10 protein-coding genes are annotated in these 12422 nt (G+C 68.0%); 4 read left to right on the top strand and 6 right to left on the bottom strand.

From position 1 onward, the window contains the following. Positions 1 to 784, top strand: a 784-nt coding sequence (locus tag KUM40_RS06040; RefSeq protein ID WP_217163571.1) for an aminotransferase class I/II-fold pyridoxal phosphate-dependent enzyme, incomplete at its 5' end; no start/stop codon positions are given. A gap of 81 nt (positions 785 to 865) precedes the next feature. Here the strand turns inward: KUM40_RS06040 and KUM40_RS06035 are convergent. From KUM40_RS06035 to KUM40_RS06020, 4 genes are all read right to left on the bottom strand, one after another. Continuing rightward, positions 866 to 1402: a YbjN domain-containing protein gene (locus KUM40_RS06035; protein WP_217163570.1), complete on the bottom strand. Its 537-nt coding sequence runs from the start codon at positions 1400 to 1402 to the stop codon at positions 866 to 868. Between the two features lie 126 nt (positions 1403 to 1528). Next, positions 1529 to 3172 carry a recombinase family protein gene (locus tag KUM40_RS06030; RefSeq protein ID WP_217163569.1) on the bottom strand — a complete coding sequence of 548 codons (1644 nt, stop codon included), beginning with the start codon at positions 3170 to 3172 and terminating at the stop codon, positions 1529 to 1531. 170 nt (positions 3173 to 3342) lie between these two features. Next, positions 3343 to 5940 (bottom strand): ATP-dependent chaperone ClpB, encoded by a 2598-nt coding sequence (gene clpB, locus KUM40_RS06025; protein ID WP_217163625.1) that lies wholly within the window; start codon positions 5938 to 5940, stop codon positions 3343 to 3345. A gap of 333 nt (positions 5941 to 6273) precedes the next feature. Further along, on the bottom strand, positions 6274 to 6609 hold the full coding sequence (locus KUM40_RS06020) for a hypothetical protein (RefSeq protein WP_217163567.1): 336 nt from the start codon (positions 6607 to 6609) through the stop codon (positions 6274 to 6276). A 324-nt stretch (positions 6610 to 6933) separates the two neighbouring features. Here KUM40_RS06020 and KUM40_RS06015 point away from each other — a divergent pair, with 324 nt between their 5' ends. The 3 genes from KUM40_RS06015 to KUM40_RS06005 are packed head-to-tail and all read left to right on the top strand — an operon-like array spanning position 6934 to position 9937. Beyond that, entirely contained in the window at positions 6934 to 7944 is a 1011-nt protein-coding gene (locus tag KUM40_RS06015; protein WP_217163566.1) for a helix-turn-helix transcriptional regulator, read from the top strand. Next, positions 7941 to 8963 carry a helix-turn-helix transcriptional regulator gene (locus tag KUM40_RS06010; RefSeq protein WP_217163565.1) on the top strand — a complete coding sequence of 341 codons (1023 nt, stop codon included), beginning with the start codon at positions 7941 to 7943 and terminating at the stop codon, positions 8961 to 8963. The genes KUM40_RS06015 and KUM40_RS06010 overlap by 4 nt, the downstream gene beginning before the upstream one ends. A 32-nt stretch (positions 8964 to 8995) precedes the next feature. Further along, a complete protein-coding gene (locus KUM40_RS06005; RefSeq protein ID WP_217163564.1) occupies positions 8996 to 9937 on the top strand; it encodes a LuxR C-terminal-related transcriptional regulator in 942 nt (313 codons plus the stop codon). Here the strand turns inward: KUM40_RS06005 and KUM40_RS06000 are convergent. Together KUM40_RS06000 and KUM40_RS05995 are read right to left on the bottom strand one after the other, a co-directional pair. Beyond that, positions 9900 to 10937 (bottom strand): helix-turn-helix transcriptional regulator, encoded by a 1038-nt coding sequence (locus KUM40_RS06000; protein WP_217163563.1) that lies wholly within the window; start codon positions 10935 to 10937, stop codon positions 9900 to 9902. The genes KUM40_RS06005 and KUM40_RS06000 overlap by 38 nt on opposite strands. A gap of 195 nt (positions 10938 to 11132) precedes the next feature. Then, a complete protein-coding gene (locus KUM40_RS05995; protein ID WP_217163562.1) occupies positions 11133 to 12251 on the bottom strand; it encodes a sugar ABC transporter substrate-binding protein in 1119 nt (372 codons plus the stop codon). Positions 12252 to 12422: the final 171 nt, after the last annotated feature.

Raw genomic sequence — 12422 nt, 5'->3', positions numbered from 1 at the left:
GGGGGAGGGCAGGGAGACGAGAGAGTCCGGGGAGTCCGGGAAGACCGGGGAGGCCTGCTTCCGGCTGGACCTCGACGAGCTGCGCGACGCGGTCACCGACCGCACCCGCCTGCTGCTCCTGAACACCCCGCACAACCCGACCGGCACGGTCCTGACCCGCGCCGAACTGTCGGCCATCGCCGAGCTGGCCGTGGAGCGGGACCTGCTGGTGGTGACCGACGAGGTCTACGAGCACCTGGTCTTCGGCACGGCCGAGCACATCCCCCTGGCGACCTTCCCGGGGATGCGCGAGCGCACGGTCACGATCGGGTCGGCCGGCAAGACGTTCTCGTTCACCGGCTGGAAGGTCGGCTGGGTCACCGCCACGCCCGCCCTGGTCACGGCGGTCCGCTCGGCCAAGCAGTACCTGACGTACGTGGCCTCCGGCCCGTTCCAGTACGCGGTCGCGGACGCCCTCGCGCTGCCCGACTCGTACTTCGCCGCCTACCGGGAGGACATGGAGGCCAAGCGGGACCTGCTGGCGGCGGGGCTGACGGAGGCGGGCTTCGGCGTGTACCGGCCCGCCGGGACGTACTTCGTCACCACCGACATCCGCCCCCTCGGCGAGAGCGACGGCTTCGCCTTCTGCCGCTCCCTGCCCCGGCGCGCCGGGGTCGTCGCCGTCCCCAACGCGGTCTTCTACGACCACCGGGAGGAGGGCGCGCCCTTCGTCCGGTTCGCCTTCTGCAAACGGACCTCGGTCCTCGAGGAGGCGGTGGGGCGCCTGAAGACGCTGGCGGGCTGAGCGCCCCGCCGGAACGGCGAGAGCCCGGCACCCCGTGACGCCGGGGGGCCGGGCTCTGCTGGATCGTGCCGCGGGGACGGACTACTCGCCGTCCTCGTCCGTCGGCTTCTCCGACTCGTTGACCTCCTGCTCCAGACCGAGCTGCTCCACGAGCCACCGGTCGAACTCGATGGCGGCCCGCACCCAGCTAACCGTCGAGGAGACGAAGTGCTCCAGGCTGACGCCCATGCCGATCAGCATCTGCGCCTCGCCGATGAGGCGGACCGTGCCGTCGTCGTGGGTGTGGGAGTACACCTTGGGCCACAGGGTGCGCCGGTTCCAGTCGTCGATCGACTCCAGGAGCTGGGGCTTCTCGTCGATCTGGTGGGGCCGGTCGTAGAACGTCCGCACCGAGAAGACCTGCTGGTCACCCTCGCCGCGGAACATGAAGTACGTACGGAACTGCTCCCACGGCGCCGCGAGGTCACCCTCGTCGTCGACGACGTACTTCAGCTCCATCTGTTCGAGGAGCTGCTTCACAAGATCCTGATCCGGGACGACGGGGCCCGCCGGTCCTTGGGGCTGCGGCTCGGGCTGCTTGCCCCCGAAGTTCGGAATCGAAGACGGGTCGATAGACATTCTGGGACACTCCTGCGGTCGTCTGGCTCGTCCGGCCATAGCTGAGGCCAGACGTACGGACCACCCTCTCTCGCCTGGGCCGTGCCCGGCAACCTGCCTGGCCGGGAGCCAGCCGCGCGGGTCGGGTCAGCGTGAGTACCAGAACCCCGGCCCCATCCCCTTGGTTCGCCGCAGGTCTGTGAAATACCGGCGGGCTTCCTCCTCGAGAGGACCGATTCCGAGAATCTCCTCAGCCTCTCTCGAAGGACTCACGCCGCTCACCCGGCGCTGTGAGGCGGAGGGAAAGTACATGTGTACGCTTCCCGACTTGTGCGTTCCTTCGCAGAAGAAGCGAACACCGGCCTTGGCGAGGAGCGCTGCCCGGCTCTCCCAGTCCTTGGCCGCACGCCACTGTTCTCGGTAGGTCACACCAGTGGGCTCCTCCTTCCACCGAGCATGGACCACCGGCTCAGCTTCCAGCCTCGTGATCGTCCTCGCATGTTCGTCCATCTGCCGGGTGAGAGCAGCAACGGCAGCCGGTGCGGTTGCCGTCCCGATGGCGACGGTGAGATTGGCAAGGGCGTTGCGCAACTCGGCGATGGCCGCAGTGTGGTCCCGACCCGGTACATAGGTGCGCGTCATCTCGGTCCGGTCACCGGCCCGGTCCAAAAAGTCCCGCTCCAGGACTGCACAGAGACTTTCGGCCCGCCACGTCGAAGGAGCCTCACAGCGATTCATTTCGGAGACGGACCGACACTGGTAGTACGTCAAGACCGCCGTCGTGCCATCAGCCAGACGGTTCTTCTGGTGCCGAACGTACATAGGCCGACCGCACAGGCAGAAGACCACACCGAGCAGCGGAGTCCGCCAGCGCTTGCCCGGTCCGGATTCCGCCGTGCGCTGCTCGGTGAGAACCACTTCCTGCAGCTCTGCGAACTCTTCGGATGTGAGGACGGGTTCGGCCCAGACCACGGGTTGTCCCTCGGCGTCCAGGACGGGTTCACAACGATGCATCATCACACCCATCAGGGCGGGTGACCTCAGAATGTTGCGCAGTGGCGTCACGGACCAGCGGGTCCCCTTCTCCGGCCTGCGTTCCTGTTCCGGCAGATCCTTGTTCTGTTCCCTGCGCTGGTGATCGCGGGCGCTGGGCACACCCCGAAGGTTCCAGTCCCTCGCCACGGCGTAGACGGTGCCCTCGCCCTGCACAAGACGGTCGTACGCTTCACGCACAAGCTGCGAGGTACAGGAATCGACCACCAGACGCTTGCGGCGTTCCCCCAGATGGGAAAAGACCTCGGCACGATAGCCGAACGGCCACACACCACCGTTCCACAGCCTGTTCTCCCGGAAGAACTGCGTACGGTCGAGCTGCTTGGCCTGCACCGCTTTGCGGTACTTGGCCGCCTGCGCCGCCTTGATACCCGCGAGCATCCGTCCGTCTTCGGATTGGATGTCGAACGTCGGATCGTCGAGTACCTCGACATCCTTCCCGTTCTTCAGGATCCAGTCGACAAAGCCCCACCAGTGCATGTCGTCCCGCGTAATACGATCCTGCTCGGTGACCATGAGCACGTCCCATTCGTGCACCAGCGGCTCTGCGAGCCATCTCCTCAGACTGGGACGCTGGTCGAGATGGACAGCCCCGGAGACGGTGGCGTCGACGACACGTCCCACCTCCCTGTAGGTGCCCTGGCGCATCGCGCGCGTGAGGGCCTCATCCTGTCTCGTGAGCGCTGAGGACGCCTCGGTGTCACGACTGATGCGCTGAACGGCCAGAACTCGCTTCATATCGATATCCCTCCCATTCGACACAACGAGCACACCGGCACCTCAGTTATGTCAAACCCTCATTATCGACTCGAAGCTCACCGTGAAAGCCACCCTGCAAGGGCCCTCATTACGACCACGCGGTCCTGGAACACCTGCTCCAGGACCGCGATGGGAGAGGACCTTGCGCTCTACAGCGTCTTGCCGCTCGCCGGTCCCACGATCAGGTCGTCGCCGAAGCGGTCCACGCGGACCGTGTCGCCGTCCTTGATCTCGCCGGAGAGGATCTCCCGGGCGAGCCGGTCGCCGATCGCGGTCTGGACGAGGCGGCGCAGCGGGCGGGCGCCGTACGCCGGGTCGTTGCCCTCCTCGGCGAGCCAGGTCAGGGCCTCGTCGGTGACTTCCAGGGTGAGGCGGCGTTCGGCGAGCCGCCGGGCCAGGCCGTTGATCTGGAGGCGTGCGATGCGGCTCAGTTCCTCCTTGCTGAGGGCCGAGAAGACCACGAGGTCGTCGAGCCGGTTGAGGAACTCCGGCTTGAAGGAGGACCGGACCACTTCCAGGACCTGCTGCTTCTTCTCCGCCTCGCCGGTCGTCGGGTCGACCAGGTACTGGCTGCCCAGGTTGGAGGTGAGGACCAGTATGGTGTTGCGGAAGTCGACGGTGCGGCCCTGCCCGTCGGTGAGGCGGCCGTCGTCCAGCACCTGGAGCAGGATGTCGAAGACCTCCGGGTGCGCCTTCTCGACCTCGTCGAGCAGTACGACGGTGTACGGGCGCCGCCGCACGGCCTCGGTGAGCTGCCCGCCCTCCTCGTAGCCGACGTATCCGGGCGGGGCGCCGACCAGCCGGGCCACGCTGTGCTTCTCGCTGTACTCCGACATGTCGATGCGGACCATGGCCCGCTCGTCGTCGAAGAGGAAGTCGGCGAGCGCCTTGGCCAGCTCGGTCTTGCCGACGCCGGTGGGGCCGAGGAAGAGGAACGACCCGGTGGGCCGGTCGGGGTCGGCGATCCCGGCCCTGCTGCGGCGTACGGCGTCGGACACGGCCCGTACGGCCTGGCCCTGTCCGATGAGCCGCTTGCCCAGCTCGTCCTCCATGCGCAGCAGCTTCTGCGTCTCGCCCTCCAGGAGGCGGCCGGCGGGGATGCCGGTCCAGGAGGCGACGACGTCGGCGATGTCGTCGGCGCCGACCTCCTCCTTGACCATGGTGTCCCGGGCGACCTCCTCCTCGGCCTCGGAGGCGGCCTCCAGGTCCCGCTCCAGGGTGGGGATCTCGCCGTAGAGCAGCTTGCTGGCGGTGTCGAAGTCGCCGTCGCGCTGGGCGCGTTCGGCCGTCCCGCGCAGTTCGTCGAGCTTCTCCTTCAGCTCGCCGACCCGGTTGAGGGACTGCTTCTCCTTCTCCCAGCGGGCGTTGAGGCCGCGCAGCTCCTCCTCCTTGTCGGCGAGGTCGCGCCGCAGCCGCTCCAGGCGTTCGAGGGAGGCGGCGTCGGTCTCCTTGCCGATCGCCAGCTCCTCCATCTTCAGGCGGTCGACGGCGCGCTGGAGTTCGTCGATCTCGACGGGGGACGAGTCGATCTCCATGCGGAGCCGGGACGCGGCCTCGTCGACGAGGTCGATGGCCTTGTCGGGCAGGAAGCGGGAGGTGATGTACCGGTCGGAGAGGGTGGCGGCGGCCACCAGCGCGCTGTCGGCGATCTGCACCTTGTGGTGGGCCTCGTAGCGGCCCTTGAGCCCGCGCAGGATCGCGATGGAGTCCTCGACGGTCGGCTCGGCGACCAGCACCTGCTGGAAGCGCCGCTCCAGGGCGGGGTCCTTCTCGATCCGTTCCCGGTACTCGTCGAGGGTGGTGGCGCCGACCATGCGCAGCTCGCCGCGCGCGAGCATGGGTTTGAGCATGTTCCCGGCGTCCATGGCGGAGTCCCCGCCGGCGCCGGCGCCGACGACGGTGTGCAGCTCGTCGATGAAGGTGACGATCTGGCCGTCGGAGTCCTTGATCTCGGCGAGCACGGTCTTCAGCCGCTCCTCGAACTCACCGCGGTACTTGGCGCCGGCGACCATGGCGCCCAGGTCGAGCGCGACCAGACGCTTGTCCTTCAGCGACTCGGGCACGTCCCCCTTGATGATCCGCTGGGCGAGCCCCTCGACGACGGCGGTCTTGCCGACGCCGGGTTCGCCGATGAGAACGGGGTTGTTCTTGGTCCGCCGGCTGAGCACCTGGACCACGCGCCGGATCTCCTGGTCGCGCCCGATGACGGGGTCGAGCTTCCCGTCCCGCGCGGCGGCGGTGAGGTCGGTGCCGAACTTCTCCAGGGCCTTGTACTGGCCCTCGGGGTCGGCGGTGGTCACCCGTCGTCCTCCCCTCGCCTTGCGGAAGGCTTCTTGCAGCTTCTTCGCACTCGCTCCCTGCCCCTCCAGTACCTCTCCGGCCGTGCCGCCCTTCGCGGCGATGCCGAGGAGCAGGTGCTCGGTGGAGAGGTACTCGTCCCCGAGCTCCTTGGCGCGGGCCTGGGCGTCGGCGACCACGGCGAGCATCTCACGGCTGGGCTGCGGGGGTGCGACGGTGGACCCGGTCACGCTGGGCTGCCCGGCCACGATGCGCTCGGCGCCGGAGCGCACGGCGGCGAGGTCGGCCTCGACGGCGGCGAGCAGGTCGGTGATGTTCTCGTTGTCCTGACCCTGGAGCAGCGCCAGGAGCAGGTGGGCGGGGGTGAGGTCGGCGTTTCCCTCGGTCACGGCCCGGTTGCTGGCCGCGTTGATGGCGTCCCGGCTCCGGTTGGTCAGCTCGGCGTCCACGTTCTGGCTCTCCTCCTGGCATCGGCCGTCGGCCGTCGGCGGTCCGGCCTTGTCTCCCACCGTTTCCACGGTCTTCCACTGCTGACTCGAACAACCTACACAAAGTTGAGCCTATTCCGCTCAAGGAGGAAGGCGTGGGTTTCCGCCGGTGACACCAGGGTCTTCCCACGGAACCGCGGGCGCGCGACACGAGAGTCATTTCAGCCAGCCTCAGAAGCGGCCGATATCTAGATAAATCGCCACATACGACAGCGGCGTCACCGTGTTCAGGTCACGGTGACGCCGCTGCCGGGGGGAAGCACCTGAGCGATCTGTTACGACGGGGGAATCGCGTCAGGCACTGCGGGGGGTGGCCGAGATGGTCCTCACTTCGGAGTCCTCCGGCTGCGCGAGCCGGTGGTCCCTCTGATCCAGGTTCACAAAAATCATTCCGTACCGGATGGCACACCGCACAGGCTGCGGCGCCCCCCGAGGCCGCCGCAGACACCGGTACGCCCGTAGGTCGCCGTCCTCGTCCAGCGTGACGACGACCGGCTCGCCGAAGACGGTCACCATCAGGGAGTCACCGGCGTGGGGGATCGCGGTGACCAGGTCGATGAAGTGCCAGCCGGAGCGGTAGGCGGTGGCCATTTCGCGGCGGAAGGAGCGGTCGTCGGGTGGAGTTGTCATATCACGACCACACACTGTCGTCTGTGAGAGCTTCCCCGTCCGCGTCGGCAGGCGTAGCAGTCGCTGCCGCGAATGACCAGACGCTATCCGCTTGGGCGTCACCCTTCGCCACGGAGAGGCCACTCAGAGTTCCGAAGGCCACAACGGCGGAGAAGGCGGCGACAAGCACCGAGCGAAGCATTCTCTTAGACATAGCCAGCTTCGTCCTCACTTGAAGGTCCCCTCTTCCCCCGTCAGATAAGACGATGGCTCATATAGGCACGTCATGGCCACACAATCGGTGCATCATGTTCCTGCACGTTCAGGACCCTGGGGGGTGGAGATTTGACAACAAATCAGGCCAAAGCGACACATCCCCATGCAGTTACGGAACTGTGCGAGGAGGGGGCACGCCTCTACGCGAACGCCCTGCGCACCGGACGTATCGCCCGCGGGGAGGCAGATCCCGTCCCCTGCCTGATGGAGTTCGCCCTCCTGCACCCGGACCCCGACGACGCCAACTGGCTCCTACCCGTGTCTCCGGCAGTCGCCCTCGCGCGGCGGCTGAATCCCATCGAGCACGAGATATCCGAGCGCAGGCGCACCTCGATCGAGCTGGCCGCGGCCTTCGAGCCCTTCATGGCCCTCAGTGCGCAGGGTGCGGCACCGACCCACTCGATCACCGTGCTGGAAGGGCTCGACCGCATCAACGCGGCCCTCGACCTGGCCACGGACCAGTGCGTGGTCGAGATGCTCACAGTCCAGCCGAGTGCCCGGCACCCCGAGCGCAGACTCATTGAGGGACTGGAACGCGACAGCACTCTGATCGAGCGTGGGGTGCGGATCCGAACCCTCTACCAGCACACGGCACGGTACAGCCCCGAGCGCATGGCATACGTGGACCAGTTCCCGAACGGGAAGGCCGAGTACCGCACCATCGACGAACTCGTCGAGCGGCTCATCATCTGCGACGAGACCGTGGCCTTCATCCCCATCCGAGACGACCGACAGGTCGCCCTGGAAATTCGCCACCCGGGGCTCGTCCGCTATCTGATCAAGGTGTTCGAGTTCATCTGGGGTCGAGCTGTGCCGCTCACCGCCGGCGCCCCCTACGAGACCGCACCCGACGGCATCACCGACATCCAGCACTCCATAGCCAAGTTGCTGGTCGAAGGCCACGTCGACGAGGCGATCGCCCGACGCCTGGGCATGAACGTACGCACGTGCCGGGCCCACATAGCCAAACTGGCCTCCGCCCTCGGCAGCGGCAGCCGCGCCCAACTGGGCTATCTCATCGCTCAGTCGGGAATCCTGGAACAGGCGAACCAGGACGTCGTCGACGGGGGCAGCCCGTGACGGGAAGGGCGCGCGAGCACAGGGCTACGGAACCGCACCTGGAGCACGGTCCGGAGGATCTCTGTGCCGCAGCGACGGTCCTGTACACACAGGCACTTCGTGAGGGCCGGGTGCGGGCCCTGGAAGCCACCGCGACGCCCTGCCTGACGGCCTACGGACTGCTGCAGCCCTCCGTCGGCGAACCCGACTGGCTCGAGCCGGTCGCTCCGGCCGTCGCCCTGCACCGGATGCTGGACGTCTCGGCACAGCGTGTCGCGGAGGAAAGACGGCGGGAAGCCCGGTTGTCCGCGACGTTCGAACCGCTCATGCAGGTCGACGGCCGACGCACGGCCGGGGCCGACGCCGGGGCCGTACGTGTCCTCAGTGGCATCCCGCAGATCAACCAGGCCATCAGCGATGTCATGGAAGACGCGACGAGCGAACTGCTGTGCATCCAGCCCAACTCCCACTACGCCGACCGGCGCGGGCAATTGTCCCAAAATCTGTCACTGCGACGCGATCAGGACATGCTCGACCGCGGTGCACGGATCCGCACCCTTTATCAGCACACGCAGCGTCACTTGCCGATAGTCCGTGCCCGCTACGAGCAGTTGCGTGGAGACGCCGAGGCACGCTCCCTGGACGAGGTGACCGACCGTCTCATCATCGTCGACCGCCGGGTCGCTTTCATCCCCGCCGGTGGTGAGGCCACGCTTGCCCTGGAGGTCCGTCACCCCGCCCTCATCACCTATTTCGTGACCACCTTCGAGCGCCTCTGGCGGCTCGCCACGCCCATGCATCCGGAGGCGGCCCAGCGCCCGTCTCTCAATGGCATCACGCCGCGTCAACACACCATCGCGTCTCTCCTCGTCGAGGGCCACACCGACGCAGACATCGCCGACCGCCTCGGCATGAACGTCCGCACCGCCCGCGTCCACATCGCCAAACTCGCCGCCACCCTCGGCAGCGAAAGCCGCGCCCAACTGGGGTATCTAATAGCCGAGTCAGGAATACTCAGGCAAGGGGATGTCGGTCAGTGACGGTGTCGCATCCGGAGCACGGACCGGAAGAAATGTGCCCCGCGGGTGTGCGGGTGTACCAGCAGGCCCTGCGGGAAGGGCACGTGACACCGTCGGCCACCGGCATGGCTCCCTGCTTGGTCGACTTCGGACTTCTTCACCCGGCGCTCGACGACCCGGACAGGCTCGAACCGGCCTCGCCGATGGCCGCACTGCACAGCCTGCTGCGCGCCTCGGGCCAGCGCATCGCCGACGAACGGCGCCGCGAGGAGAAGCTGGTGGTGGCCTTCGCCCCGCTGATACGCGAGGAGTCTTCCGAGGCAGCGGACGTCACCGCGCTCATGGCGGTCACAGGGAAGGAGCAGATCAGTCGCGCAATCGCCGACGCTCTGTCCGATGCCACGGAACACGCTCTGACCATCCAGCCGTACCGCCCACACCTCACGAGGGACCCTGAGGTCCACAAAGCCGCCATGAAACGGGACCAGGCCTTCCTTGACCGCGGCGCCCGTATTCGCGCCCTGTATCAGCACACCGTCCGGCACACCCCCTACACGCGGGACCGCTACGAACAACTGACCGGCGACGTGGAGGCCCGCACGCTCGACGAGGTGACCGACCGCCTCATCATCGTCGACCGCACCGTCGCCTTCATCCCCGCCAGCGCCGACCGCTCACTCGCCCTCGAAGTCCGCCACCCCGCACTCATCGCCTACTTCATCAACACCTTCGACCGCCTCTGGCACCTCGCCACCCCCATGTACCCCGAAGCCGTCCACCAGCCCACCCTCAACGGCATCACCCCACGCCAACGCGCCATAGCCGCCCTCCTCGTCGAAGGCCACACCGACACCGACATCGCCGACCGCCTCGGCATGAACGTCCGCACCGCCCGCGTCCACATCGCCAAACTCGCCGCCACCCTCGGCAGTGAGAGCCGGGCTCAGCTCGGGTATCTCATCGGGCAGTCGGGGATTCTTGACCGGGAAGGATGACGGGGGCAGGCGCGCTGCGCGGGGAGCCGTCCAGGCCGGCCTGGGCTATGCGGACGCCCAACTGCGTGCGGCTGGCCGCGCCCAGGGTCTCCGAGAGGCGGGCGATGTGCGCGCGGGCGGTGCGGACGCTGATGCCGAGGCGTTCCGCGATCACCGCGTCCTGGTGGCCCTCCGCGAGGAGCGCCGCGATGGACTGCTCGCGGTGGGAGATGCCCTCGATGCCGGTTTCGGGGAGGGCGGCGGTCAGCGGGATCGCGAGGCGCCAGAGGCGTTCGAAGACCGTGACCAGGTAGGCGACCAGCGCGGGGTGGCGCAGCTCCAGGGCCACCGTGCGGTCGGTGTTGGCGGGGATGAAGGCGACCGTGCGGTCGAAGAGGATGAGGCGGTCGATGACCTCGTCGAGGGTGCGGGCCTCCACCGCGTCGCCCATCAGCTCCAGGTAGTTGAGCAGGCCCTGGCCGTGCCGGGCGACGTGCGTGTACAGGTCCCGCATCCGCACCCCGCGCCCGCGCAGCGCCAGCGCCCGGTGCAGGCCCTCCGACAGCTCGTGCTCGCGCCGGATGCCGCCGGGCTGGACGGTGAGCACCTCCGTGGTGCAGGCCTGGGTCGCCTCGTCCATCGCGGCCTGGATGCGGGACAGCCCGTCGAGGACGCGGATCGCCGTGCTCTCCGTGCCGGCCGGGGTCTGGAGCAGCCGGCCGAGGCCCGCGTACCACTCGAAGGCCTCCACGGCCGAGCCCACCCGCCGCTGACTGGCGCTGACCTCGTCGTGGACCCCGCGCAGCAGCCGCGTCATGACCTCCTGCGGGGAGGTCGGCACCAGCCAGTCCATGTCGTCGGGGTCGGGGTGCAGCAGGGCCAGTTCGAGGAGGCACGGGACCGGCTCGGCGTCCTGGCGCGGCACCCGGCCGCGGCGTACGGCCCGGGAGTACACGCGGTCTCCGGCCGCGCACAGCCGGTCGGCCCCGTGCGGGTGCTCCTGAGCCCCGTGCCCGGCCATCGCCCATCCCACCCCCGGTTCCGGCTCTTCCGCAGCGCAACTATGCGCGGCCGAGACCGGCTCCGCAACACGGCTCCGCCCGGAGCGGGATCCGGAACGGGATCCGGAACGGACCGGTTTCGGAAGGAATGCCCGGTCGACGGGACCTGGATGGCACCGGGACGGCACAGGGGCAGCGTCGGGACAGCGCCCGGCCTACTTGAGCCCCAGCTCCTCGCAGTCCGCCGCGTACTTGGCGGTGCAGATGTCGGAAACCTTGTAGAAGCCGTCCGCGATGACGGTGTCCTCGATGTTGCTCTTGGTGAGGGCGACGACGGGGACGAGCTGGGCGGGGATGCCCTTGTGGGTGGGGCTGTCGACCTTGTCGCGGGCGAGCGCGTCGAACTGGATGTCCCGGCCCTGGACCCGCGCCACGGCCATCTCCGCGGCGTTCTCGGCCTCCTGCGGGTAGGACTTGTAGACGCTCATGTACTGCTCGCCGGTGACGATCCGCTGCACCGCCGACAGTTCCGCGTCCTGGCCGGTGATCGGCGGCAGGTCGGTGACGCCGGCGTCCTCGAGGGCCTTGATGATGCCGCCCGCCATGCCGTCGTTGGCGGAGTAGACGCCCGCGATGTCGTTCTTGCCGATCTTCTTGATCGCCTCGGTCATGTTCGCCTCGGCGTTCTCCGGCTTCCAGTCCTTGGTGTCGAAGGACTGGGCGATCGTCACCTTGCCGTTCAGCTCGGACAGCGCGCCCGCCTTGAACTGCTTGGCGTTCGGGTCGGTGGACGAGCCGTTCATCATGACGATCTTGTCGGAACCGTCCGCGTCGTCGCCGAGTGCCTCGATGAGGGAGCGGCCCTGGACCTCGCCGACCAGCTCGTTGTCGAAGGAGATGTAGGCGTCGATCGGGCCCTCGGCCAGCCGGTCGTAGGCGATGACGGGGACGCCGGCGTCCTTGGCCTTGTGCACCTCGTCGGCGATGGCGTGCGCGTCGACCGCGTCCAGGACGATCACGTCGACCTTGGCGTCGATCATCTGCTGCATCTGGTCGGCCTGCTTGGTGGCGCTGGCCTCGGCGTTGGCGTACTTGACGTCGCCCTGGTCGCGCGTGAGGTCACCGACCTTCGCCTTGAAGAAGGGGTAGTCGAACTGCTCGTAGCGCGTGTTCTCCTTCTCCGGGAGCAGCAGCCCGACAGTGATGTCGTTGCCCTTGGTCGGACTGGCCTCGTCGCTGCTCTCCGACGCGCCCAGCACACCGCAGGAGGCCAGCGAGAAGGTCATCAGGGACGCGGCCACGGATATGGCGATACGACGGGCACGGGTGCTCACTGCGCTTACCTTCCGACACACGGGTGTTGATGGTGACCCAGTTGACCCGGGTGACCCAGGTGACCCTGGTGACCCTGCTGACCCTGGTGAACGAAGCCAACGCTGTCTTCACCAAATCGTCAAGAAGTACTAGACCAATGAGACAGCACCGTTGTGAACAAGCCCCGGAGA

The organism is Streptomyces sp. AC512_CC834 (genome assembly GCF_019049325.1).
GTDB lineage: Bacteria > Actinomycetota > Actinomycetes > Streptomycetales > Streptomycetaceae > Streptomyces.
This window is presented reverse-complemented; position numbering and strand designations above follow the sequence as displayed.

What these genes read in the sequence shown, in the direction of transcription:
- KUM40_RS06035 (WP_217163570.1), bottom strand. Translation starts at nt 1,402, where the DNA reads ATGTCTATCGACCCGTCTTCGATTCCGAACTTCGGGGGCAAGCAGCCC.
- KUM40_RS06030 (WP_217163569.1), bottom strand. Translation starts at nt 3,172, where the DNA reads ATGAAGCGAGTTCTGGCCGTTCAGCGCATCAGTCGTGACACCGAGGCG.
- KUM40_RS06020 (WP_217163567.1), bottom strand. Translation starts at nt 6,609, where the DNA reads ATGACAACTCCACCCGACGACCGCTCCTTCCGCCGCGAAATGGCCACC.
- KUM40_RS06005 (WP_217163564.1), top strand. Translation starts at nt 8,996, where the DNA reads ATGTGCCCCGCGGGTGTGCGGGTGTACCAGCAGGCCCTGCGGGAAGGG.
- KUM40_RS06000 (WP_217163563.1), bottom strand. Translation starts at nt 10,937, where the DNA reads ATGGCCGGGCACGGGGCTCAGGAGCACCCGCACGGGGCCGACCGGCTG.